This is a genomic window from Pseudomonas sp. GW822-FHT06B12 (genome assembly GCF_058799675.1).
On sequence record NZ_JBXALR010000001.1, the window covers coordinates 632,431 to 655,477 of the forward strand.

The window sequence follows — 23,047 nt, forward strand, 5'->3', positions numbered from 1 at the left end:
TCAATAGCTTAGGTTGCGCTTTTTTGAGCTGGGACCAATTTGGGACCAATTTGGAGTTTTTCCAGTTCACTCCAATCTGAGCTTGAGTTGATCCAACGCGCATAAGTAGACAGCAACATCTGCACGCTATGGCCGAGTTGCTGGGAAATGAATGCGGGGTTCATGCCAGACATAATGCATATTGTCGCATAGGTGTGACGACAGTTGTATGGCGGCCTGTGTCGCAATCCCAAGGCTTTCAGGGTCGGTTTCCACTGCTTGTGTAGGTCAGACGTCTGTCTCACATACTCGCTGTTCTTTGATGGCGGAAAGATGAAGGGGGTTTCCAGGATCTTTCCTGCCCCTTTTTTCCGACGTTCTGCATACTTTTTGGCGAACTCCAAGGCGTGCAATGCTCGTTCGTTGAGCAGAACAAAGCGATCGCCACCAGTTTTTGTGCGCTCCACCACTTCCCCCAAGGCAATCCCGCGACAGACGTGGGCAGTCCTTTTCTCCATACTCACTGCATCCCATCGCAAGGCTAGGGCCTCAGATAGGCGCAGCCCCGTGAAAAAAACAAACTCGAAAAACGCCGCGTAGATAGTGCTGGGCCAGTGTTCGTGCTGGTACATCTTCGCGATGATCGCGTTGGCTTCCTCTAGGCTGAAGGGGTCAATCTCTTTTCTGCTTCGCTTTGGAAACTCAAGTGGGGCCGCTGGGTTTTTGGCCAAGAGTTCTTCTGACACCGCTGATTTGAGGATTGTCGAAAGCTTGACCAGGGCATTGCGCTTTACCGCCGGCGACGACCACTTGATGCTGGCCATCGTGCGGCGTAGGAGGGTGGTGGTTATCAGATCGATCCGGACCAGCGCGAGGGTCGGCATCCAGTACAAGTTCAGGGCGCCCTTGTACCCGAGCTTTGTCCCTCCGACAATCTCGCGGCTGTCCAGCCAGAGCTGGGCATACTCACCAAAATTGATTTTCCCTCCGGCGACGTTGATAGAGCCAGGGAATAGCTCGGCGTACTTATCGTCGTCGAGCAACCCCAGCTTGATCAGGCTATTTACCTGATCACTAATCTGTGCGGCTGATTTGATGCTTTTCTGTGTCGGGGGATAGGGGAGCGTTTCACTGCGCCTGGTGCCGTTCCACATAAAGCGGATGCGGATTGAGCCGTGGTGGATGTCCATTCCTGCGGGCAAACCCACTGACTTTCGAGCCATTCGTGATATCTCCTGATGCTGTAGAGGATCCTGCTTCCGTGCTTGTTCCAAACTCCGAGGGGGATTTGGTTTCGTGCACGCTTCTAGCGCAAGGCTGCGATGGTGGTGCCGAGAATTTCGGCCATCTTTGCTTCGGGCACCTTGTCGCCCATGATGCTGTCGTCCAGCTGTTCTGCCGCTGCCATGGTGATGCTCCATGCCGCGCGTGGCGGCAGAAGGTGGTTATTTGGTGGTGGGTTCTTTGTAGACGGGGCTGTCGAGGTTGCGGTAGGGGGCGTAACTTTTGAGAAATGGCACGTCCCTAACTTGGCGATATCCCTCTATGTGCTTTCGAAGCCGGAGGTTCTCAGTCGTCAGCCTGTTGATTTCGTCTGCTGACTGCTGGTGCAGCGCCATATCTGTGGCGATTGGCTTCGTGGTGCAGCCCTGGTACTTTTGAGTGCGTGCATTGAGCCGGACCAGTAGAGGCCGGTCGTAGAGTGCGTGAGGCATGAGTGTTCCTCGCCCGCCGTTCACCGGCAGGCTGGTAGGTGGGTTATGGGTATCTGATGAAGGGGGTGAGGAAAGTTCGATAGGTGAGCTAGCCTCTAATCGTTCGCCTCACCAACTGCAAACCAATCAGCCCCCTTCCTGAAGCAGCTTGGCGGGGCGAGCCTCACCGTGGCCCCGTGTAGATGAGCCAGGCCATGTCGTCGAGTGCGATCATGGCGTCTCCTTGATGTCGACATCGTCATGAATCCATTCGATATCAAGCAGGTCATCGCCGTCGATCTGCGCCTCTCGCAGATCGTTGCTAGCCAACAGCTCCGCGACCTCATCGTCATCTATGTCCTCAATAACCTTTCGAAAATTCACGACTGCCTTGCCGGTAAGTACGACAGTTCTGCTCATGGCGTCACTCTGTCCCGGCAAGCCAGGTTGGTTCGGTTGCGGCGGCCAGCCACTCACGAAGGGTGCCGACGATCTTGGTTCGGTCATCTTCATCGCACCATGGCTTATCGAGCTCTTCCTCGCTGACCAGCTCTACGTCCCAAGCTGCATAGTTGATCGGTTCATCACCGTTCGTGTTGGCCAGCACAGCAATGGCGCCGTCTTCGTCGTAGGCAGCGACAAAATCGCAATCGCCGACTGCATAGCACTTCAGTACGTTTTCTTCAGGCATGACTGTTCCTTTGCCGCTATAACGGCTGATGACAGAGTGGGTTTTTTAGGGTGGTATGCGAACATCGCCGCATTTCTAAGGAGTGGATATGAAGTGGTCTGAGGTTTTGAGTGTTGTTAGCTCGGTTGCATCGATTACCGGCATGTCAATTTTGACAGCCGGATCGATGCTCGGAGATACGAACCCGAGGCAGGTTGCGTGGGCAATTGCCACCACCTTGATAACCGTCTTGATTGGACTAGGGTGCGTTTTTGGATCGGTGCAGTTAGCTTTGCTTATAGATCGAAATTACGACTTTGGTGAGCTTCGGTTTGTTTACTGGTGCTTCGGTGGAGCGGTTCTGATTTTTATAGCTGCCATCTTGATTATTGGAGGCTCCTATGTCGTCAGTGACATGATGGCTATTCGTTTAATTTGATAAAGCTGTGACTTCCTTCCTAGGCTCTGTACGAAAAGTCGGTGCGGGTAGAATCGCCGCCAAGATTGGCTGGAGGCCCGCATGGCAAGGCGCTACGAACTCCCCGATACGGCATAGGAGATGATCAAGGATCTGGCTTCCCCTGAGCAGAAGATGGGGCGACCGCGCGGTGATGAATCGCCAAGCGCCTGATCCAGGAATCCATCGACTCCTCCTCGGGCAACTGTCCCGGCCGCTACAACCTGGCCCGCAATGGCAGCTGCTGCGGCAAACGCAGCGCCTACAACCGCACCGGCGGGTATGCCCCTCTCTGTTTCGAGGAAGACGTCTCGCCCGAGATGACCATGCAAGTCCGCCAACAAACCGAAGCGAAGCAGACGGCTCAGGAGGTACCCCGACGCAAACGGTAAAGGTAATCGCCGTTCGAGGAGCCTCCAACTGAGTGTCGGCAGACCAAACTGACTGCCCCTCGCTGCATCTCTTACCCTTCGTCAAAGTTGCATGCGGAAGACTCTGGCATTCAGTGGATTTCCATATTTCGCGGACAATCGATCAAGGAAGCGTTGAGCGGACGCGGCATCCGTTGCCTTGTACTCGCCAAAGTTGGGATCGAAGATATGGTAGTCATAATTAAAAAGACCATCCGACATATAGACGCCAATAGCATGTTGGCCTGTTGATTGTCCTGATTTGGTGAGGAAGGTGATGGCGTAGCAATGCTTGGCCTCAAAGCCCGTGGCGAGGTTGCTCCAGGTGACGGTGGTGGGTTGGCTGACGTTGGTGCAGCCGAACTTTGATAGCACCTGCCGGGGAATCGTATCGCCCCGCGCCTCCAACTCTGCAGATGTTTCTATGGCCGTATCGATCAACGGTTGGCGCTCTTTGCCATACCCTCGGGCCCCCATGATTTTTGCCACCTTGAGCATCTTCTCGAGGCCTTGGGTGGCGGTGCTCATCCGCGCCAGTCGAGCGTTGGAAACACGTTGTTCTTGGGCAATGGATTGATAGGTTTCCTTCAGGAAGAAGTTTTCGAAGCGCTTTTCGGCAGAGCTGTTCGGATTGCTCCACTTGTCCTTGGAGTCAGATAGCATCAGATGACACCACTTACCCACTAGGGACACGCACAGTCCCTCGAGGTCGTGGATCCCGAGTTTCAACCGGTAATCACGCTGCTGAAATAGATAGGACCTGCTAAATGGCATTTCTGCGCTCCCTGCTTTACCAATGGTGTATAGCCCACCGGAGCAAGCGTAGCAGTGAACACGCAGGGCAAGCGCGTGATTGCGTCAGAGGTACTTCTTGAACGTCGCCGCCGTAATCGCCACGGCGATTCCAAGCATGGCCGCGCAAGGAAGCAGGACGAGGGACGGATTGACGGCAATCGGCAGGCCGAACGAGAGAAAGTGTTAGAGGCCATGTTGATGCGAACGACCGGAAGTCAGATGCCTGCCACCGACTGCGGGCGATCCAACTTAAGCAGTGGCGGCGAGGGCCGACGATCTATCGGGAGCTGCGAGCGCTGCCGGCGTGTGCCTGAAGTCCTACCAGTTCAGTTGCTGGAACAAGAACGATCCGAACTTTGCCTACCTTAGTGGCGCGAAGCCGATCCCGGTCGGGCAGTTCGCCCAGGCGCAAAAGGCCGCTGACCAGGTGATCGCCGGTACCGCGCCAGATCCCACCGGCGGGGCCACGCATTACTACGCGACCACCATGCCGAAGGCACCGGTCTGGGCCGCGAAGGCCAAGCAGACGCTGAAGCTCGGGCACCACGTCTTCTTCAAGGATGTGCCATGAGTCCCGCCGGGCTGAAGCTGGCGGTGGTCGGCGTGCTTACGTTGGTGCTGCTGGCCGCCGGCGGGGCGTGGAAGGTGCAGGACTGGCGCTACGGCTGGCAGCTGGCCGAGCAGTCGAAACTTCACGGCGAGACCCTGAACGAGCTGACCCGGGCGGCCGCTACCCAGCAGCGCACCGAACAGGACAAGCGCCTCGCGCTTGAGCAGCGCCTGGCGACGAGCGACCAAACCCACCACGAGGCTTTGACCAATGCTCAAAAAGACCAGGCTCGTCTGCGCGATCGCCTTGCTACTTCCGATCTACGGCTGTCAGTTCTTATCGACGCAGCGGATTCAGCCGGTGGCTGTTCATTGCCAGCCGGTACCGAAGCCGGCAGCGTGGTTCATGGAGGAGCGCGTGCCCGACTTGACTCAGCGCATGCTCAACGAATTATCGGCATCACCGACGACGGAGACCGGGGGAATGATCGCGCTGGCTGCGTGTCAAGCGTATGCAATGGATGTTTCTGCAAATTGGGTTTTTTACAAGTATTGAATTCTTTAAATGTCAGCGCTTAGGGTGGTCGACTTAGTGCTGCGAGTGTGGCGTATGTATTAAATAGACTTTCGTAATAGGTGAACAGTACTAGGACTCTCGCCCAATTTATGTTGGGCGAGAGTCTTGCTGCCTAATAGTCGTCCAGTTTATTCGATGTTGAGTGTTGGATCCCACATGCAGCATCCAACGACTTTGTTAAATCTGTCGACGATAATAAAGGACCATGTGTATATTACGGTACCTCTGGCTCCTGCAGTAGCCTCCCATGCATTGATAGTGATCATCTGTGGGATTGGTGGTCCGTCTGGGTTATTGGGATTAAGCGATGATACGTTGTCAGTGATTGGCGTTAGTCTAGGCTGGTCAATAATTCCAGGGGGGTTGGAACTAAGAATTTTGAATTTATCTAGTATCACCGCGGTGCCGAGGCTCCTTGAGATGTCTGTTGCGCGCCATCGAATGACATCGCCAACTCCTACTGGGAGATATAGGTTGCCTGTTCCTTGATGTTGAAGTCCGTTGCTAAACTTGGCAGTCATGTGGATTGTTTTTTGGGCTAAATCGTAGCTCAGCATAGTTGGTTGGTTGCGGTTAGTGCTGATGTCCGGGTGTCCCTTTTCGTTGTAGTATTGAATAATGGTGTCTACATCTATCACGGTTAGTACATCAACAATAATTCCCATTATGACTTTCCTTTGTCTGGGTTAGAGGGGCGCGATGAATTAAATGTTCAGCGGATTGGCTTTTGTTAAGCAGTTTTCGAGTTGACTATAGGCCCAAGGTTTGGGGAGTCAAATAATTATCTTAAATATTTGTAGGCAAGAGATGAACGGTAGCCCAGTATGGGTTGAATAGGTGTTTTTGTTATTGCAAAGGGTTATATTTTATTATTTCAATATTCAGTTTTGGCTTAAAGGTACGGTGCGGAGTTTTGGACTTTGTCAGTTCTGATATTGCTATCAATACACATAAACACGCTAATGGTGCACTTACCCACGGGGTGATCAATTCAGCATACAGCCCTGAATATTCCAATATCCTCGAACGGCCTGCCTTGCTACGTCACCATTTGTTCACATTCGCGCGCCTCGACAAAGCTGATGGGGGTTCTGGACTAGATCAATCAACGATGGGGCAGGGGAACGCTTCGTTCGGCCAGCGTGCCGAGCAATCCGGACTGGGGGATGCGGCGCGAAATGATGAGTCAGAGCGACACGACCAGGCTCGATCAGTTGTGGAAGGTGTCTTGTGTTTGAAGGGGATGTGTTCGGTCGGCAGGACGCCAGGGGGAAGGGGGTTATGCGTGTTCGGCATGAGGTTTTTAATACCCGCTGGGACCATTTCAGGAACCAACGGGTGCATTTTCGTGCATTACTGATGATTACTCATGCCGACTTGGCCTAGCAAACACTGATCACAAGCCATCACCAGAATGCATTTCATACCGCATCGTAATGTTAGCTGTGGAGATCAATTACTTTACCTATCAATAGGTTGCGGGCTGCACATTTGGCGTTTGGGCCATTCCTGGGGCATTTTGGAGTTTCTCCATCTCTCCCCAGTCGCCGCTAGCGTTCAACCAACACGCATAAGTCGAGAGCAGCATCTGGACGCGGTGTCCAAGCTGTTGAGCAATAAAGGCGGGATTCATGCCAGACATTATGCATATTGTCGCATAAGTGTGACGGCAGTTGTACGGCGGGGCGATAACGTGTCGCCAGCTTCTCCAGTGTCGACCCCCACTCTTACGCAGGTCTGAGGTCTGTTTGACATACTTGCTGTTCTTGGACGGTGGGGAAATGACGGGGGGGTTCCAGTATCTTGCCGGCTTCTTTTTTCCGACGTCCTGCATATTTTCTTGCAAATCCCTGCGTGGGCAGTCCTTTTCTCCATGCTCACTGCATCCCACCGCAAGACCAGGGCCTCAGATAGACGTAGGCCCGCGAAAAAAACAAACTCGAAAATGCCGCGTAGATGGTGCTGGGCCAATGTTCGTGCTGGTACATCTTCGCGATGATGGTGTTGGCTTCCTCCAGGCTGAAGGGGTCAATCTCTTTTCTGCTTCGCTTTGGAAGCTCAAGTGGGGCTGCTGGGTTCTTCCATGAGTGTTCCTCGCCCGCCGTTCACCGACAGGCTGTTCAGTTGTGATTAATTCAGAATTGCGGAGGGGACGCGGTGTTGCGGAGCGCGTAAGGTTTCCCCGTTCGCCCTGCCAGATGCTTCAGGAAACATGCTGAGTGGCCAGCGGCTGGTCAGGGCGAACTCTTTTTCTTGTGCAAACCTTTGGTTTGCTCATCACCTTGGCCCCGTTTAGATGAGCCAGGCCATGAAGGCGAGGGCTGGGAGGATCATGGCTTTGATCTCCCCATTTCTGCGGCAACACTGACGATCGCGCGCAGTTAGAGAGGGGCTACTGAGATTTCGTATAGGCGAATGCCTCGGTGCTAAAGTCTCGCCAAATCTCAACGAGGGAACGACATGAAGTTGTTTGCAGGCGCTTTGGCGGTGGCGATGTTGGCGGGGTGCTCGACTTTTTCCGAAACCTTTGGTGATCGCCCAGGCTGCGGAGCTCATCCCTATTGCGGAACTTCCACTGATATTGAGCTGATCAAGGCCGTAACGGACGAAAGCGCTGGAGCCTTGCGCGCCCTGGTACCGCTGGCAGTGATCGACCTACCATTCAGCATGGTCGCCGACACGTTATTTCTGCCATATACCGCCTTTCATACAGAGCCTGCTCAGAAGTAGCTGACTCGACCAGATGTGAAAAAGCCCAGTCTAGTGCTGGGCTTTGTTGTTTATGACTCCACGTATCGCTTACTTGAAGTTACGTCTCATACAGACGCTGGTAGCACCGCTTGGAGATGCTTAGAAAAAACAAGCCGCTCAACGCACGTCCACCTAAAATGCCCGAGCGTCGATGACGTTGTCAGGGCACCTTGGCAGCGAAAACATTGGGTGTCGTGCGATGCGTCATCAAATTCCTTTCGTGCGACATGGCTGTTGTTCAGGTATGTGCGCGGTGCTACGTTGCCTCCGCAAACAAGATTTGCATCGACAACTTGCTTAAGTGACTACGTTGCATGTAGCGGTTTTCGACTCCATAAAATCAATAATATAAGGGGTAACAAATGTTCAAGAAACTTCGCTTTGCAGCCATGGCTGGCGTACTGTGCGTGATGGGTCTATCTGGCCACGCACTAGCCGAGGAGCCTAAAAAGCTTGCCTTCGTAGACACCGGAAATACTGGCCGAAGTGTGATGGCGGAAGCAATCGCCAACGCAGCTATCAGCAAAGACAATGCAAATATTGCGGTAATCTCGCGCGCAGTCGACGGGGACCCTTATGACGCCAAACCGGAAGTCCACGCAGCCAGCTTGATGCTGGAACGCGGCATTGATGTCACTGCACATCGATCGGCGCAGTTGACCGCGAACGACATCAAACACTCCGACGCATTGCTGACGATGACCGAAAAACACAAGAACAAATTGATCGAGCAGTTCCCCGAAGCAAAAGACAAGACTTTCACCTTGGCAGAATATGCGACGGGCAAGAATGTCGATGTGCCGGATGCCTGGGGCAAGCCGATGGAGGCTTATGTCGAGGTGGTGAAGCAGCTGGATACCTTCGTTCCGGCCGCGCTGAAAAAGGTCGTCGCCTCCAAATAAGTCACAAGATTGCTCGGCGCATTTACACGGCGTCTTATCTGACGATCTCCGCAATCGCTTAGCTGTACTTCCGGAACAGCGCTCAAATACTGTGCAACGGGCATAAAAAGTCCGGAGTCCTTATCAGACTCCGGATCTGCCACTACCAAGGTCTTGGATTACAACCTTAAATTCAGTTCCGACGTTTCCATCGACTTCGAAATGATGGTCAGGGCAGAGGTTGGAGACTGGTTTTGATGGTGGTGACCACACGGTTACGGCCTTGGTGTTTAGCGTGATACAGGCGTTGGTCGGCTACGCGCAAAATTGCCTCGATGGTGTCGCCGTCGCGGCTGGATTGCGATATGCCGATGCTCACTGTGACCACGCTTATCCGCTGCAGGCCGCTATTGAAAGAAGTATTTTCGACGCTGGTTCGGAGGCGCTCAGCGATTACGCGCGCGCCTTCGAGTGAAGTCTGAGGCAGCAGTATCATGAATTCTTCCCCGCCCACTCGGGCTACGCCGTCATACGGCCGGATCGAATCGAGGCATTTCTGCACGAACCCTTTCAGGATGTCATCGCCAATCTGATGCCCGAAACGATCATTGATGGACTTGAAATTGTCCAGATCAAGTGCCAGCACGGAGAACGGCGCACCACCGCGGTTGGTCCGGCCAATTTCGGCTTCGACCCGCTCCATGAACCGACGCCGATTATCAGCTCCTGTCAGAGGATCGGTCGCCGCAAGATGCCCGAGTTCCTGATTGGCGCGCTGGAGTTCCTGCAGGGCGTTCTCGGTGTACGCCATCGCCTCGGCAAGACGCACCATCAGCTCCTCTTGGCTGTAAATCGTCGAGAACGACCGCGTGGTAAGGAACGCTTGCACGACCCCATAGCTCAACAGGAAGAATCCAGCGGCAAAGATCGCATGAGCCAGCCACCACATGTGGTTCCATGGACGTGCAAGGATGAATGCGAGAGATGACAACGCGAACGCAGTGACCGAGATGATAAAAATCACCATCAGCGGCGAGCGGGTACGGCGCAGCAGGAGCATTACCACGTTCAAAGTGGAAAAAACCAGGGCACCACCTTCCAGCGAGAGGCGCACCGCGAGTTCGCCGGCGATCGACGAATTCGCGACGTACGCCACTGCCAGGTCAACCAGCAGGAACAGTCCTATCCAGGTCAACCACGGGCGGGGTTTCATTCGTTGGTCCGCAGCATCGGGCGGGCGGTGGTACGACAGCATTCCGACTAACAGCAGTATCGACATGACCAGTCGAGAGGCCGGTCCATACAGCAGGAACAGCCAGAGATTGTGGTGTGCGAGCCCAGTGAACGCACCATGCAACGAGTAGATCAGTACAAAACCGAGAAAGCCAAGCGTCATCCATCGCAGCAGCGGTTCTCCCGATGACTGATAGCAGCGCCACGTCACGTAAGTAACAAACAAGCCTTCCAGGGTGGCTGCCGTGATCGCAATGATATGGAACGCGTGGTTCTCGAATATAAGGGTGGGGTCCTGGAAGAAAAATAAGTAACCAATCAGATAGGCCGGAATAAACGCAAATCCTGCGAGCAGCAAGCTGGCATAAACCTTGATGATGAGACGGATGGCTTCAGGTGGCTCGCCGGTGGCGATGATATTGCTCATGGTTCCCTCCAATGTTGAACCTGTTTTGCCAACACCGGGCCGGTATTGGCTCCGAAGTCGCATAGGTGCTGCGTCTGATTTAGATAAGCAGAGCGAAATAAACCGGATTTTTGTCTTCCATGGCTTTGGCTCCTGTGGAGATGTATAGCCTAGTCGAGCAATGGCCGAGCTGCAGATTCCTCACGTGGGCAGTCCTTATTTCTAAAGGACTTTTGCCGAGACCGAATCCTTTGGTCAGGAAATGCTGAACATCTCTTTGTAGACAGAGCTCTAAATAGGTATGGGAGCTCAATAGGAGAAGCATCATGGTTCAGCGCCGCCGACACCATATCTCACAGATATCTCTTCGATTAGAGGGCTTGCGCGCCAACCTGTCGCAGTTCAAGCGGGACGAGCTTGAAATACAGGAGACATTACGTGGTGCTCCTGTACTCGAGATCGAAAAAGCTCTGGATGAGGCGTTTGATGAGATACGTGATTCGATAGACCATACCGAAGAACTCTTGAACGCGCTGGTTCAAAAAGCTGAAAGGGGTCGTGAAATGCAGGCGACCCAAGAGGCTGGTTAATGAGGTGGTGAGCACTCTGATTGAGTGCCTGTCTATTGCGATTGAACCACGAGGGCTGCTTCCAGAGCGAGCTGGGGAGGGCAGACAACAGAACGCCCGCAAGGGGCGGGCTTTCTGCATCGCACGAGATCAGGAAATGCCCGCACGTCAGCAAGGGGTGGGTTTACTGATCTTGTTTGGTGCTCGAATCAGTAGCGTTACTCAGGCCTTTTGAATTGTGATCTCCGGGGGTGGTAGTTGAGATCGCAGTGGCTTTTGTAACTCCGTGTGTGGTTTTGGAGTGTGCAATCCCGGAGGTAGTCGAGCCATGGCCTTTGCTGTCGTTGCGAGCACTCCCTTTGTGTTTGCCATTGAGTCCGTGGTCCCTGACCGCTTGACCGTCATGATCACTTTCCTGGCCTTCGCTACGGCCATTGCTGTCAGCGTCGGCAGAATGACCTACTCCCTGTCCGCTAGCGCCGCTACTGCTACCGTGACCCGAGCTGTTACCGCCACCAGCACTTTTTGCATAGGCAGAGGACATTGGGAGTAAAGGCGCTGCAGCCAGCATCATTACGCATGTCATCACAGCTACGAAATTCGTCTTCTTTAAAAGCATGATTGCTTCCGCCGATCAGAGTGGGTTTGCATGAATTAGGACGCATAGCATTTTCTATAGTTCTCAGACTTCCGACAGAAGGCGCCACGGTATGGGGTCATGGCAGCGGGCGAGTGAAATCGATCAGTTGCTGCCGCATAAGTGGATGCCCGTTTAACCACGCGAAGTCGATAGAGCAGAATCGTATGGGCCAGGAGAAATGCTGTCTAAACCAGCGACTTTTGAATTTGATGATCAAATGTATCTAGAAAATCGCGCATGCTGATGTCTCCGAGATCTACAGCTTTAGCGCCGCCGGCCGCGATAAAGGTGACATCAGTGATACCTAGGACGTTCAGGATCAGTTTCAAATATTGGGTCGCAATGTCACGGTCTCTAATCGGGGAGTCGTTGGTGTATACACCTCCCGAGGCGAGCAGCACCGTTGCCTTTTTACCGGTCACCAGCCCTTTACCATCAAAGCCCAAGGTCAGGCCTTTACGTACCACGTGATCCACCCACGCCTTGAGCGCCGCAGGGACGTTATAGTTGTAGACCGGCGTTGAAATAACCACGTGATCGGTTTCCAGCAACTCGGCCACAAGCTCATCGGATAGCTGCAACACGGCTTTCATTTCAGGCGAATGTTGGGTTTGCGGGGTGAAGTAAGCCTGTAACCAAGGGGCCGTCACGAACGTAAGCGAAGTGTCCGTTAGATCCCGTATTTTGATGGCGCCCCTAGGGTGTGCAGCTTCCCACGCGGCCACAAATCGGCGAGTGAGCTGCCGGGAGATTGAAGCATCCCCACGTGCGCTGGTTTCAATGGAGAGAAGCCTGGACATGTAAGTAACTCCTGCGCAGTGACGCGGCGGTATGTTTTGCGTTGTCGCTCTAGGCGATGTGCGACACACTCTACCCAATACGATCTATACGCAGGAGTGATGTAAATATGATTGAGTCCATCTGTTTAAGTGATGGGTCATGATCGGAAATCTCAGCTTGGATCAGTTGCGAATCCTTGTAACCATTGCTGATACAGGCAGTTTCTCGGCAACGGGACGTCACCTGCGGCGTGCTCAATCTGCCATTAGCCAGTCGATTGCCACACTTGAGTCAGTTCAAGGTGTGAGGCTGTTTGATCGGAGCGGCCATCGTCCAACGCTCACTGAGGTCGGTAGAGTGCTAGTGATTCAAGCGCGCGCAGTGCTGGCAAGCGCTGCCCAGTTTGAAGCAATGGCCTCAAGTACGGCAGCAGGGGTTGAGCCGGAGTTGGCTCTCGCCATAGACCCTTTAGTCCCTAGCGCACCGCTCATCGAAAGCCTGCGCGCTATCCGTGAGGCTTTTCCGCATCTGGCAGTGAGTTTTTCTACAGAAGGCTTAGGCGGCGCAGAACGCCGATTGCGCAACGGCGATGCGGCACTGGCGCTTTGCACATTGATTCCGACAGTGCCCGACGATGTCACCGCACTGCCGCTGCTCAGCGTCGATTTGAGACCAGTAGTAGCCAGCGGGCATCCCCTGGCTATGTTAGGCCGTCGGGCAACAAGTGCAGACCTCAAGCCTTATGTGCAACTGGTACTTTCCGACCCGGTTTCTCCCGACGGCCCTAGCTATGGGGTGACGGGCAGTCACCAGTGGCGGTTTGTAGATTTGGCACGGAGGCTGGACTTTTTGCTCGCCGGGTTCGGCTGGTGCCGAATGCCAGAGCATCTGATTGCGGATCATCTGGCTTCAGGACGCCTCCTACCGCTTGAGTTAGCCGCCGAACTTCAGCGCACACCAGACACACTGACGATCTACGCAGCGCACATGCAAAATCGCTCTTTAGGGAAAGCAGGCCGATGGCTTCTGAATGATCTGACCCGTCGTCTGTGCATGTGATGATACGAAGACGACTAACGTCAGCGGTTTGGTTATCCCGTTGGCCAAAGGGCTGATGCGGTTAATCGAACCGGTTGTGCAGGGACTGCCCGGGCCGTGATCGTCTGTACGTATTTCGTAAGCCAAGGTGTGATGCCTGCCCGCTTACGATTCGGAGAATGGGTGCTGTTCGGGCTAGGCTGCCGCGTTCTTTTGCAGAACCATCTAGAGTTGATATGAGATGGATTGGGGGATCAGCTTTCAGTCAATCGTGGGAGCTGCATGGTCATGGTCCACACTCGGCGTAGATTGCTCTGGCATGGCATGTTTTTGTTCTTCCTGGGCCTCTGTACAGGTCTCATCGAACAGCAGTTCAGCAATCCGCGCATGGCCCTGGCTGCACACCTTGAAGGGGTAATGAATGGAATTTTGCTCGTGGCGATTGGCGCCGTCTGGATGGAGATACATCTCGCTCCACGCAGTAAGGCAATTGCCTACTGGACCCTTCTTTATGGCACTTATGCAAACTGGGCGGTTACGGCACTTGCTGCCGTCCTGGGGACGGCGGCCATGTCGCCTTTCACTGGCGCAGGACACACAGCTGAACTATGGCAGGAGAGCTTGGTGACTGCAGGTTTTGCGAGTGTCGGGGTCGCAATCATTGTTGCTGCGCTGCTCATACTCTGGGGCTTGCGCCAAACACTGCCCGCTCAGTGAATGGATAGAGGTGATTCTTTTAATGTGGCTCACAGGCTTGCCACTGGCGACCTTCAGACTTGTGCGCCTCCCAGGTTTTGAGGCGGGAGGCGGAGCGAGGGAAGGGATGTGAAAGTTTTCATCATGGAATCTTGGGGATTACTGGAGTAAAAAATACCTTACCTGCCTCAATCCAGAGGATGTGCAAATGGTCATTACTATCAAAGAACGCGATGAGCACCATATGTCTCATGACTCAAGTAGCGCGGGAGTCAGAATGTGGGATGTGTATCAAGGGGATGTTCTTGTAGGTGTCTATCACAGTGAAGCCGACGCGTTGAAGTACAAGGCTTTGCTGGAGAGCGGTCGATTGGATAGCCTCAAGGCACCTCCGAAAAGCTAAGGTCAACCGGGGGAGGGGCGCTTCGCGACGATGCTGAGGCGAGGGGTGTCTGGGCCGGTTTGAACGCCGGCCTGAGGCTCTTGCTGATCCCGCATGGGGAAAAACAGCTCGAAACAGGTCACGCCATTCTCGCTGGTGACGCTGTAGCGGCCACAATGCAGCTGCATGATAGTGGCTACGATCGAAAGCCCCAGGCCATTGGACAGGGCGGAGCGCTCGCGTGATTGGTCAACACGGTAGAAACGCTCGAATAATCTTGGAAGGTGTTCCGCCGGGATGGTTGTTCCGTAGTTGCGCACGCGCAGATGGATGCCATCCTCGGACGGCGTGGCCTGGATCAACAGTTCGGAATGAGGTGCACCATATTTTATCGCATTGGCACACAGGTTAGCCAAGGCGCGGCGTAGCAGTGTTGGCTCGGCCCAGATAAGGCCGTCGCCCTCCGTGCGGATGGTGATATCGACGTCCGCGGCCAGACCTTCAAAGTAATCGGCTACGCGTTCCAGCTCGTCGGCGGCGTCCAGTTCCTGGCGCTGATCACGAGCGCTACCGGGGTCAGTTCGAGCGAGGAACAGCATGTTGTCGAGCATGCGTGTCAGGCGTTCGAGTTCTTCGACGTTGGAGGCGAGCAACTGCTGGTAATGTTCCACGCTGCGGTTTTGCTGCATGGCGACCTGGGTCTCACCCAGCAAGTTGTTGATGGGCGTGCGTAGTTCGTGGGCCATGTCAGTCGAGACCTGGCTCAGTTGCGCAAAGCCCTTGGCGAGTCGCTCAAGCATGGTGTTGAAAGAGTCGATCATCGGGAGCAACTCCTTCGGGGCGCCTCGGCCGTCGAGTCGCTCTGTCAGATTGCCAATACCGATACCGTGGGCTTGATGCGTCAGGCGTCTGAGGGGCAACAAACCGCGGTGAACCATTAGATATCCAGCCAGCGCCAGGACAATGGCCGCGAGAACGGCGAGGACGTATACGCTGAGACGATAGCTGGCGAGCACTGCAGTTCGCTCGGTCATCAGGCAGCCAATGGTCATTTTCAGCTTGCCCGAGTCGATACTCGCGGAGATGGCAGCGAAGGGGGTACCGTTCACGGCGGGTAGATGCTGTACATCCGTCAGTGCCAGGGAGTGGTCCATTGCCACGGGAGTGAGGTCGGGAATATCGATATCTCTGGGATTGACCTGTAGTAAAGGGGCTTCCCCTGAAACGCCAACAGTGAGTACGTACTCGCGATTGCCCAGTATGTTTTGAAACAGCACAGGTTTGTTCCTGATCAGTTCCAGCGTATTGCTGCCATTGAGAAAATTACGCAGCTGATCTACGCGGTAGACCAGGGTGGACTCGTCGCGTTGTATCAGTTCGCGTTCAAGATCGCGGTACAGTGCGACGCCGGTGGTTGCCAGCAGGGCGAAGGCCAGCAAGGCAAACACCACAGCCAGGCGCAGTGTCAGGGAGTAATGGCGAGGGTTCATGGTTGCGTATCAAAGCGGTAGCCAATGCCCCGCACACTGTGGATCAGCTTCAGCTGGAAAGGGTCGTCGATTTTCAAGCGCAGGCGTCGCACAGCCACGTCCACCACATTGGTGTCGCTGTCAAAGTTCATGTCCCAGACCCGGGAGGCGATCAGTGAACGAGACAGCACCTGATCCTGATGCGTGGCGAGCAGGTGCAACAATGCAAACTCCTTGTTTGTCAGCGTCACTCGCACGCCGGCGCGGGTGACGCGGCGTTTGAGTACATCAATCTGCAGGTCAGCAATCTGCAGTTGCTCTTCTTCCCGGGTCGGACCCCGGCGGGTCAGGGTGCGCAGGCGTGCGACCAGCTCGGCGAAAGAAAAGGGTTTGATCAGGTAGTCGTCGGCCCCCAGCTCCAGGCCTTTGATTCGGTCGGCGATGTCATCCCGCGCGGTCAGGAACAGTACCGGCGTGTCGGCTTCCTTGCGCAGGCGGCGCAGCACTTCCCAGCCGTCCATCTTCGGCATCATCACATCCAGCACGATGACGTCGTAAGACGTTTCCAGGGCCTGGTGTAAACCATCAACGCCATCGCGGGCCAGGCTGACGGAGTATCCCTGTTCCTGCAGACCATTGAGTAAGTAATTGCCCGCTTTGGGTTCGTCTTCCACTACAAGGATGTTCATGAGAATTACCCTGGTTCAGTTTCGGTATTCGATCCACAAAAAACGGACCTGAAAGCCGCGAGCAGGTAGCGCAAGTGTAACCCAATCGTCAGGTTGTGTTGCGTATTGCCTGCTCGCGGACAGTCATATGTATAAAGCATCTCATCAGTTTTCGTTCGTGCAGCGTCCTTGAACCCGATAGTCCAGCACATGTTCCCGACCCTGATGATCCAGGTAATCGAGACGGGCCGGAATTACGCCGCATTGGTCCGAGATGTCAGTCATGGATATGACTTTCGCAATGTCCATGTGGACGAAGAATCCGGTCTCGTCGTGGATCACCGCCGAGGTGTCGGTGGTGCCGGTAGTGCCGGTGGTATCGGTGGTGTCGGTGGTATCGGCGAAGGCTGAACCGGCGGCGAGGAGGGTGGCGAACCCGAGGATGAACAGTTTCATGGCAGTAACTCCTTATCTAAGTTGGGCTGCCTGTTATCTGGCAGTGAGTTCACAGTAACAAGGCAACTCAAACAGCCGACGAACAGAACAATTACAAAGTTGTAATGCAATCTTGTCCGAGGCTGATGTGCTCCGGCGGCATGTTGCTGAGGTGATCAACTCTGCTTTGCAGCGCTGGATTAATGCGGTAGGAGCGAAATGGCGTTACCTCGTCGAGCAACGCGCTGATATAGGCCATGCGAGCGGTTGTTCATGCGCTGCGTTCAAGTAAACATTCAGCGTGCGCGGAAACTGCGACGGCAACGGTAAGCGCCTGGGTGGACACCAGGATCAGGAAGGTGTGCTGGCCGAACGCCTACAGTAATACTTCGTCCTTACCGCTATAGCGGCTGACTTTGATGGGGGGGAGAGTGGCGTTGCTTGAGGGGGGAGGCAGAAATTTTTGAGTAGGTGTCGCTATCGGTTGTGGCAAGAAGGCAGCGGCCATCCTTGAACTTTGCGTAGAAAGTCACCTCCCGCTCTTTATCACATAGCAACCAGCCTGCAACTAGCCCAATGGGTCCTAGAAGCAATGCTCCAGCCAGACCCCATCGAATAGCGCTTCCTTTCTTGTTGACGACTTCTTCGGTTGCTGTTTCCAGGGACTCTAGTTTTGAAATGGGAATCTTTAATTCCAGAGAGGGCTTCAATGCGGATTTCAGGGTGAAAAGTCCAGATTGAAATTCGGCATCACCTGCCAGAAAGTCACCGGATATCACTGTTATTTTCGACATGGTTTTTCTTCTTCTGATCTGGTCTGGCCCGCTGAGTACTGGGCTCCAAAGGTCCCCGTCAGTCAATCGACTTGCGACAAAAGGTGAGGCCGACGGTCACTCCGTCGATAGCCGTTCGAGGGTATTCACAGCCATCTGACCGGGACTGGAGTTGTTGGGTTTTCTGTGGGCATGAAGAATGCCTCGTTGAGGTAGCGTGACGGTTGGAAATGGTCTATTAATTGACAACCAGCACCAAGCCGGAGGCCCGCATGGACTCAGCCACCGAAAGGCCATATCCCGTGGATTACGTTCATCCGAACGGTAGGAAAGCAACGATCGACTTCATTTGGGGCGAGCCAGACAGTTCGACGCCGCGGGTCATTATCGTCTGGCTCAATGAGTGCGGACGCTACGTAAGGGTTGGCGGGGAGTCAGGCACCTGGAAGACGTTCGGCGATGCTCGGCGGTGCGGTATTGAGTTGGCAGCTCGATTACTTGGCCGTGGAAACTGACAAGTACTTGGGAGTGGCTCATGTGGTGTTTGAACTGCTCGGAAGACGCGCGATGTATTGAATCCGGAATGGATGGCGTTGAACTGATTTGTCCTGAGTGCGGGCATTTCAGTGTATCTGGCATCGTAATGAGGGAGAGGAAGGAGCGAAAATTTGATGTTGAGCAAACTAAGCTCTGGCTTCATCGCGAGCGCGAGATCAACCCTGACCGGTGTCCCGTTATCAATAGCTCGAACGTTATCTGGGCGTCAGAGCTCTAACGGTATTCCTACCAACGCAACGTGAAGGCATTTTTCGCGCCTGGCTGGATGCTGCTGCTGCCCAAGCGTGCGCACTCGCGAGAAAGGGTGTCGTGCAGCCATTGACGGTCATCCCCTTCGGCGCGACAGATGCGAAAGCGTCGGAGGCGGGTAGGTATCAGGTCCAGCGACTGCAGGTGCCCGCCGGGGTCCAGCGAGGCAAAGTATAGAAGCCCCAGGTCGCCGCGAAAGGCTGTGTGGTCCTCGATGCCTTCGTAATCGTTCAGAAGATCACCGCAGCCATAGAGAATCAGGCGATCGCGGTATACCTCGATGCCCTTGACGTGGTGCGAGGAATGCCCGTGCACCACGTCAACTCCGGCCTCGTCGATCAAGGCGTGAGCGAACCGGACCTGCTCCTGCGGGATATCGAACCCCCAGTTGCCGCCCCAGTGAATGGAGGCGACCACCAGATCCCGCGGATTTTTGCCCTCGAGAATCCGTTTGGCCACAGGGCGCAGGCTTTGCATCGACAGATCCTTCAGCCGCGCGACGCCCGCGCGCCTATCCGTGGCAGCCCAATCCGGCGGAATACCGCTGTCAGGTGCGCCGAGGCCAAACACCAGCAAGCGCCGCCCGCCAGGCTGCGGCAGCACGGCGGGCGCTTCGGCAGATTGCCGGTTGTGCCCGGCGCCGGCACTGCACATGCTGTTGCTCGATAGGGTATCCAGCGTATCGGCCAGGCCGGCTGCTCCCCAGTCCAGCACATGGTTGTTGGCCAGCATGCAGCAGTCGATGCCGGCTGCGCTGATGACCGGGAAGTTCTCCGGGCTCATGCGGTAATTGATGCCCTTTTGCTCCGGTCGTCCGCGGCGTGACACCGCAGTTTCCAGATTGATGATGCGTGCGTGTGGCTGGCGAAGTTCGAACTCATCCAGCGCAGCGCCCCAGACATAGGTGAAATCGACTGGACGGGGAATCGAGCCATTGAGTCTTTCTGCCAGCCGGACGTAATCGCCGGCATTCCTGGCGTAAGCTTCGTAAAGCCGTGGATCGCCAGGATGCGGCAGTACTGAGTCAATCCCGCGGGCGGTCATGACGTCGCCGGCGAGAAACAGCTTCAGCGTATCGGAAACAGCTGCCATGGCACCCTCCCGAATATCCCGATCAGCTCACAGCAAGTTTTGCTCGCACATAGTTCAAAATATCAATATTCGCCCTTGACGGGGATAGTCTCTACCGCACGCTGAGCGGTGAGCCCTGCATGGCATGCGACAAGTCGGTGACAAACCGACTCGGTGCTGAGATCAAACGCAGTCAGAGCAAGTAGCCAGTTGCTTGTCCGAGGTGGTTGTCCTGCGCTCCGACGATCAGGTGCAGTGGAATGTGCTGTTGCTCATCGATCGATGGGATTTCGAAGCTACCCACTATTTGAAGGTGTTGCTCACTCAGTCCGGTCGACTCTGCTTCATTTGCCTTTGCCATTCTCGCGTGGTTCGCTGCGATTTCATTGAGGGTTGACACGTTACATCTCCGGTGACTGACCAAGCGTATCGCTGGAGTCCTTAAGCGTTGATTTTGATTGCCGCCGCGTCAGAATTACGTCGTTCTGGGGCCGCTACGGGCGTACTTAGCAATCCTTAAGCCAGGCATGGTCGCTTATCCTGCACCACGTTTTCATATGCGACGAATGGTGTCGCGGAGTTATCCATGAACAACGTAAACGGTGCGTCGAGCAGCGGCGAGAGCTGGCGAACCGTAGCCCCATAATCTGTTCGGCCTTTCGTTCGACCATGACCAGTCGCTGATCCGAAGCTAAACAACTGAAATTAAAAAGAAACAATGTTGTTATAGGGTACAGGCCTGAATCATGAGGGCTATTGAAGTGAACCGATCAGCACGAAATCTGCGTAAAGCACTCGACTCCGCAGCAGCCAATAACGAGGCTGCTGCAGTTGATGTCATGCGGGCTATTGATCAGCTCAGCGACGAGCTGCTGCGCCAGCGGCTGCTGGGTGTCGTTCATCGCCTGAATCAGGATGCAAGTGAGTTGCGGCAAGCCAGAGATGATGTCTCTGGAGTATTGATCAAGCTGGCCTGACACCGCCATCCGCGACCGGATGCGACGGTTGGCTCTAGCGCTTCAAGGCTGCTTGATCAGGTACTGGGCCAGCGCATCGAAGGCCGGCAGCGGTGAGCCGATCATTCAGTCCAGTTTCGTCGGGTCGCTGGCGCTTGCGTCGGCAGCTACCCAGGGTGCCCTGTGTCTGTTGAGCTGAACAGGCGTTTTTCTGGCACAACTTCCCCCACAGATTTTCACAAATCCAGGTTAACCGTTGGTTACAAACTACGGCTAGAATACGAATCAGTGGCCATGAGCTAGCTTTTTGTTCAAACTCCATGTGTTACCGATTCATTCGATAGATAAATCTTGGACGCTGCGTTCATATCAGCCTTGTGGCGCGCGGCATTTATTCTTCTGACCTGTGACGATTTCCCGTGAAGCTCATCATTGCCTCCCTCTACATTTTATCCATTGCGTATGTGCATCTGCGTGGCCGCGTTCGACACAAACTGAATCGCCAGTTGAGTGATCACTCGACCTTTCTGGCACCGATCAACTGCTTCCTTTACCTGTTTTCGAAAATCCCCAACAAGCCCTACCTTGATCCGGCCGACTTCCCGGATCTGAGCCCGTTGCAGGCCAATTGGCAGGAGATTCGTGCCGAAGGCCAGAACCTGCTGAGGGCGGGGGAGATCAAGCGCTCGGACCAATACGACGATGTGGGCTTCAACTCGTTCTTCAAAACCGGCTGGAAGCGCTTTTATCTGAAGTGGTATGGCGACAGCCATCCGTCGGCTACCAAGCTCTGCCCGCGTACCACAGAGCTGGTGCAAAGCATCGGTTCGATCAAGGCGGCGATGTTCGCCGAATTACCACCGGGTTCGAAGCTGGTCCGTCATCGCGACCCGTATGCCGGTTCGTACCGTTACCACCTGGGCCTGGAAACGCCTAACGATGAGGGTTGCTACATCGACGTCGACGGCGAGCGTTACCACTGGCGTGACGGCGAGGCGGTGATGTTCGACGAGACTTACATTCACTACGCCGAGAACACCACCCAGCAGAACCGCATCATCCTGTTCTGCGATATCGAGCGCCCGATGAAGTACCGCTGGGCAACAGCATTCAATCGCTGGTTCAGCCGCAACGTGATGTCCGCTGCAGGCGCGCCAAACGATGCAGGCGATAAAACCGGTGGTTTGAACCGTTTTTTCGGCAAGATCTACAAAGTCCGTCTGCGCGGCAAAGAACTGAAAAAGCGCAACCGGACGCGCTACTACCTCGAAAAGTGGGCGATTTTCGGCGGCTTGCTGGCCATTATTGTTTTGATCTGAGCACGATCAACGCGTCAGCAGTCTTTGCTGGCGCTACGTTGTTGAGGTTTTCCGGCCGGTCTGTGGTGTGGTCAATCGGTGTTACATCTGCGCTGGAGTATTCTCTTCACAGAGGAGAGCGCTGCGCGTAGCGTGTTATCGAAGACTGTATCTGCATGTATGGGAGAAATTCCACCATGAACAGGTTTGTGCTCGGGACCACCGCACTGGCGTTGAGTGGCTTGCTTGGCACGCTGGCCCAGGCCGGCGCAGACATTGGCATGCTGACTGCAGTGGTGGGGCATCCGGTCGTTCTCGCCCAGAATCTCCCTGACAACAGCGATAACCCCTACAACAACCCGATTCGCCGGGCCAACCCCAACAGTATGCAGGGCACCCAGCCCAGTGTGCCGGTCATTCGCGGGCCGAACACCGTGCCGGTTCCCCGTCCACCGACTCTCGAAAACGGCGGGATAGGCAATGGCTATCCGCGCAGCGGCACTGCGCCGGGTTCGGTCAAACCGTATGTCCCGCCCAAGCCAGCCCCCCGAGATCCGGATACCAGCAGTTATTGAGCGTATTGCAGGCGCAGGCTTAGCGGATGCATTTTTCCAGGCGCAAGGCATCGGCATGGTCCTGGTAATAGTCGTGAATCAACGCAAAACGCCGGTAGCCGTTACGTTCATACAGAGCAATCGCTGCCGGGTTGTCGGTACGCACCTCCAGTCGCAGACAGGCGCAGTCGCGTTCCAGCGCACAGGCCTCGATTCGCTCCAGCAGCTGTTTGCCCAGGCCTGTACCTCGGGCCTGAACCGCGATGGCAATCGAGTACAGCCGCGCCAGCGAGGTGCCTCGGTGAAACAGCACCAGAGCATAACCGAGCAATTGGTTTGCCCGTTCGGCGACGATCAACTGCCCGTGGGCGCGGTTGATCATCCATTGAAAATTGCGGCTGTTGAGCCGGTCAGTGGTGAAACATTGCTGCTCAAGTTCCAGGAGTGCCGCCAGGTCATCCAGTACCGCAAGGCGAAAGACAAGATTCATATGACCACCGTAAAAGTTG

Annotated in this window: 24 protein-coding genes and 8 pseudogenes; 15 read left to right on the forward strand and 17 right to left on the reverse strand. The window is 54.9% G+C overall.

The annotated features are described in order from the left end of the window. Positions 1-8: 8 nt before the first annotated feature. The 4 genes from AC1RKH_RS02970 to AC1RKH_RS02985 all read right to left on the reverse strand — a co-directional run bounded on the left by AC1RKH_RS02970 (position 9) and on the right by AC1RKH_RS02985 (position 2,364). Complete coding sequence (locus AC1RKH_RS02970; RefSeq protein ID WP_493061042.1) at positions 9-1,202, reverse strand: tyrosine-type recombinase/integrase; 1,194 nt, start codon at positions 1,200-1,202, stop codon at positions 9-11. Between the two features lie 222 nt (positions 1,203-1,424). Beyond that, entirely contained in the window at positions 1,425-1,694 is a 270-nt protein-coding gene (locus AC1RKH_RS02975; protein ID WP_493061043.1) for a hypothetical protein, read from the reverse strand. 210 nt (positions 1,695-1,904) lie between these two features. Further along, on the reverse strand, positions 1,905-2,093 hold the full coding sequence (locus AC1RKH_RS02980; RefSeq protein ID WP_493061044.1) for a hypothetical protein: 189 nt from the start codon (positions 2,091-2,093) through the stop codon (positions 1,905-1,907). A gap of 4 nt (positions 2,094-2,097) precedes the next feature. Beyond that, positions 2,098-2,364: a hypothetical protein gene (locus tag AC1RKH_RS02985; RefSeq protein WP_493061045.1), complete on the reverse strand. Its 267-nt coding sequence runs from the start codon at positions 2,362-2,364 to the stop codon at positions 2,098-2,100. 88 nt (positions 2,365-2,452) lie between these two features. Between AC1RKH_RS02985 and AC1RKH_RS02990 the strand changes: the two genes are divergently transcribed. The 3 genes and pseudogenes from AC1RKH_RS02990 to AC1RKH_RS03000 all read left to right on the forward strand — a co-directional run. After that, positions 2,453-2,782 (forward strand): hypothetical protein, encoded by a 330-nt coding sequence (locus AC1RKH_RS02990; RefSeq protein WP_493061046.1) that lies wholly within the window; start codon positions 2,453-2,455, stop codon positions 2,780-2,782. 81 nt (positions 2,783-2,863) lie between these two features. Beyond that, positions 2,864-2,959, forward strand: a pseudogene (locus tag AC1RKH_RS02995) (IS5/IS1182 family transposase); the annotation flags it as partial. Continuing rightward, positions 2,959-3,192: pseudogene (locus tag AC1RKH_RS03000) on the forward strand (hypothetical protein); the annotation flags it as partial. The pseudogenes AC1RKH_RS02995 and AC1RKH_RS03000, both read left to right, overlap by 1 nt. A gap of 81 nt (positions 3,193-3,273) precedes the next feature. Here AC1RKH_RS03000 and AC1RKH_RS03005 read toward each other — a convergent pair. Both AC1RKH_RS03005 and AC1RKH_RS03010 read right to left on the reverse strand, forming a co-directional pair. Further along, positions 3,274-3,984, reverse strand: coding sequence for a YopT-type cysteine protease domain-containing protein (locus tag AC1RKH_RS03005; protein ID WP_493061047.1), 711 nt, complete (start codon positions 3,982-3,984; stop codon positions 3,274-3,276). Between the two features lie 84 nt (positions 3,985-4,068). Then, positions 4,069-4,170, reverse strand: a pseudogene (locus tag AC1RKH_RS03010) (IncC plasmid conjugative DNA transfer DtrJ family protein); the annotation flags it as partial. A 62-nt stretch (positions 4,171-4,232) separates the two neighbouring features. Here AC1RKH_RS03010 and AC1RKH_RS03015 point away from each other — a divergent pair. The 3 pseudogenes from AC1RKH_RS03015 to AC1RKH_RS03025 form a co-directional block, all read left to right on the forward strand. Further along, positions 4,233-4,310, forward strand: a pseudogene (locus tag AC1RKH_RS03015) (group II intron maturase-specific domain-containing protein); the annotation flags it as partial. Further along, positions 4,304-4,576: pseudogene (locus AC1RKH_RS03020) on the forward strand (cell wall hydrolase); the annotation flags it as partial. The pseudogenes AC1RKH_RS03015 and AC1RKH_RS03020, both read left to right, overlap by 7 nt. Then, a pseudogene (locus AC1RKH_RS03025) lies at positions 4,573-5,110 on the forward strand (lysis system spanin subunit). The pseudogenes AC1RKH_RS03020 and AC1RKH_RS03025, both read left to right, overlap by 4 nt. A 149-nt stretch (positions 5,111-5,259) precedes the next feature. Here the strand turns inward: AC1RKH_RS03025 and AC1RKH_RS03030 are convergent. Continuing rightward, complete coding sequence (locus AC1RKH_RS03030; RefSeq protein ID WP_262117336.1) at positions 5,260-5,796, reverse strand: inclusion body family protein; 537 nt, start codon at positions 5,794-5,796, stop codon at positions 5,260-5,262. A 405-nt stretch (positions 5,797-6,201) separates the two neighbouring features. Between AC1RKH_RS03030 and AC1RKH_RS03035 the strand changes: the two are divergent. The 3 genes and pseudogenes from AC1RKH_RS03035 to AC1RKH_RS03045 form a co-directional block, all read left to right on the forward strand. Further along, a pseudogene (locus AC1RKH_RS03035) lies at positions 6,202-6,369 on the forward strand (DUF4113 domain-containing protein); the annotation flags it as partial. 1,222 nt (positions 6,370-7,591) lie between these two features. After that, positions 7,592-7,861 (forward strand): YceK/YidQ family lipoprotein, encoded by a 270-nt coding sequence (locus AC1RKH_RS03040; protein ID WP_493061048.1) that lies wholly within the window; start codon positions 7,592-7,594, stop codon positions 7,859-7,861. Positions 7,862-8,244: 383 nt separating this feature from the next. Continuing rightward, positions 8,245-8,784, forward strand: a complete 540-nt coding sequence (locus AC1RKH_RS03045) for an arsenate reductase/protein-tyrosine-phosphatase family protein (protein WP_493061049.1) — start codon at positions 8,245-8,247, stop codon at positions 8,782-8,784. A 208-nt stretch (positions 8,785-8,992) separates the two neighbouring features. Here AC1RKH_RS03045 and AC1RKH_RS03050 read toward each other — a convergent pair whose 3' ends face one another. Beyond that, positions 8,993-10,423, reverse strand: a complete 1,431-nt coding sequence (locus AC1RKH_RS03050; protein ID WP_493061050.1) for a GGDEF domain-containing protein — start codon at positions 10,421-10,423, stop codon at positions 8,993-8,995. 305 nt (positions 10,424-10,728) lie between these two features. Between AC1RKH_RS03050 and AC1RKH_RS03055 the strand changes: the two genes are divergently transcribed. Continuing rightward, on the forward strand, positions 10,729-10,992 hold the full coding sequence (locus AC1RKH_RS03055) for a hypothetical protein (RefSeq protein ID WP_493061051.1): 264 nt from the start codon (positions 10,729-10,731) through the stop codon (positions 10,990-10,992). 163 nt (positions 10,993-11,155) lie between these two features. On the opposite strand, the gene AC1RKH_RS03060 is transcribed toward AC1RKH_RS03055, so the two are convergent. Together AC1RKH_RS03060 and AC1RKH_RS03065 are read right to left on the reverse strand one after the other, a co-directional pair. After that, complete coding sequence (locus tag AC1RKH_RS03060; RefSeq protein WP_493061052.1) at positions 11,156-11,590, reverse strand: hypothetical protein; 435 nt, start codon at positions 11,588-11,590, stop codon at positions 11,156-11,158. Between the two features lie 206 nt (positions 11,591-11,796). Then, the gene (locus AC1RKH_RS03065; RefSeq protein ID WP_493061053.1) at positions 11,797-12,411 is read right to left on the reverse strand and encodes an FMN-dependent NADH-azoreductase; all 615 of its coding nucleotides are present in this window, start codon (positions 12,409-12,411) and stop codon (positions 11,797-11,799) included. A 139-nt stretch (positions 12,412-12,550) separates the two neighbouring features. Here AC1RKH_RS03065 and AC1RKH_RS03070 point away from each other — a divergent pair, with 139 nt between their 5' ends. After that, a complete protein-coding gene (locus tag AC1RKH_RS03070; protein ID WP_493061054.1) occupies positions 12,551-13,450 on the forward strand; it encodes a LysR family transcriptional regulator in 900 nt (299 codons plus the stop codon). Between the two features lie 267 nt (positions 13,451-13,717). Continuing rightward, positions 13,718-14,146: a styrene oxide isomerase gene (locus AC1RKH_RS03075; protein ID WP_493061376.1), complete on the forward strand. Its 429-nt coding sequence runs from the start codon at positions 13,718-13,720 to the stop codon at positions 14,144-14,146. A 384-nt stretch (positions 14,147-14,530) separates the two neighbouring features. On the opposite strand, the gene AC1RKH_RS03080 is transcribed toward AC1RKH_RS03075, so the two are convergent. The 6 genes from AC1RKH_RS03080 to AC1RKH_RS03105 all read right to left on the reverse strand — a co-directional run bounded on the left by AC1RKH_RS03080 (position 14,531) and on the right by AC1RKH_RS03105 (position 20,130). Beyond that, positions 14,531-15,997: a heavy metal sensor histidine kinase gene (locus AC1RKH_RS03080; protein ID WP_493061055.1), complete on the reverse strand. Its 1,467-nt coding sequence runs from the start codon at positions 15,995-15,997 to the stop codon at positions 14,531-14,533. Continuing rightward, positions 15,994-16,665: a heavy metal response regulator transcription factor gene (locus AC1RKH_RS03085; RefSeq protein WP_493061056.1), complete on the reverse strand. Its 672-nt coding sequence runs from the start codon at positions 16,663-16,665 to the stop codon at positions 15,994-15,996. The genes AC1RKH_RS03080 and AC1RKH_RS03085 overlap by 4 nt, the downstream gene beginning before the upstream one ends. A gap of 144 nt (positions 16,666-16,809) precedes the next feature. Further along, positions 16,810-17,100, reverse strand: coding sequence for a DUF2790 domain-containing protein (locus AC1RKH_RS03090; protein WP_493061057.1), 291 nt, complete (start codon positions 17,098-17,100; stop codon positions 16,810-16,812). A 380-nt stretch (positions 17,101-17,480) separates the two neighbouring features. Then, on the reverse strand, positions 17,481-17,873 hold the full coding sequence (locus tag AC1RKH_RS03095; protein WP_493061058.1) for a hypothetical protein: 393 nt from the start codon (positions 17,871-17,873) through the stop codon (positions 17,481-17,483). Positions 17,874-18,635: 762 nt separating this feature from the next. Then, entirely contained in the window at positions 18,636-19,751 is a 1,116-nt protein-coding gene (locus tag AC1RKH_RS03100; protein WP_493061059.1) for a CapA family protein, read from the reverse strand. 172 nt (positions 19,752-19,923) lie between these two features. Next, positions 19,924-20,130, reverse strand: coding sequence for a hypothetical protein (locus AC1RKH_RS03105; RefSeq protein WP_493061060.1), 207 nt, complete (start codon positions 20,128-20,130; stop codon positions 19,924-19,926). A gap of 361 nt (positions 20,131-20,491) precedes the next feature. Here AC1RKH_RS03105 and AC1RKH_RS03110 point away from each other — a divergent pair, with 361 nt between their 5' ends. The 3 genes from AC1RKH_RS03110 (at position 20,492) to AC1RKH_RS03120 (ending at position 22,559) form a co-directional block, all read left to right on the forward strand. Next, positions 20,492-20,707, forward strand: a complete 216-nt coding sequence (locus AC1RKH_RS03110) for a hypothetical protein (protein ID WP_493061377.1) — start codon at positions 20,492-20,494, stop codon at positions 20,705-20,707. A 398-nt stretch (positions 20,708-21,105) separates the two neighbouring features. Continuing rightward, positions 21,106-22,005 (forward strand): lipid A hydroxylase LpxO, encoded by a 900-nt coding sequence (lpxO, locus tag AC1RKH_RS03115; RefSeq protein ID WP_123424499.1) that lies wholly within the window; start codon positions 21,106-21,108, stop codon positions 22,003-22,005. Positions 22,006-22,181: 176 nt separating this feature from the next. Beyond that, positions 22,182-22,559, forward strand: coding sequence for a hypothetical protein (locus AC1RKH_RS03120; RefSeq protein ID WP_493061061.1), 378 nt, complete (start codon positions 22,182-22,184; stop codon positions 22,557-22,559). Positions 22,560-22,584: 25 nt separating this feature from the next. Here AC1RKH_RS03120 and rimI read toward each other — a convergent pair. Then, a pseudogene (gene rimI / locus AC1RKH_RS03125) lies at positions 22,585-23,028 on the reverse strand (ribosomal protein S18-alanine N-acetyltransferase); the annotation flags it as partial. Between the last annotated feature and the right edge of the window lie 19 nt (positions 23,029-23,047).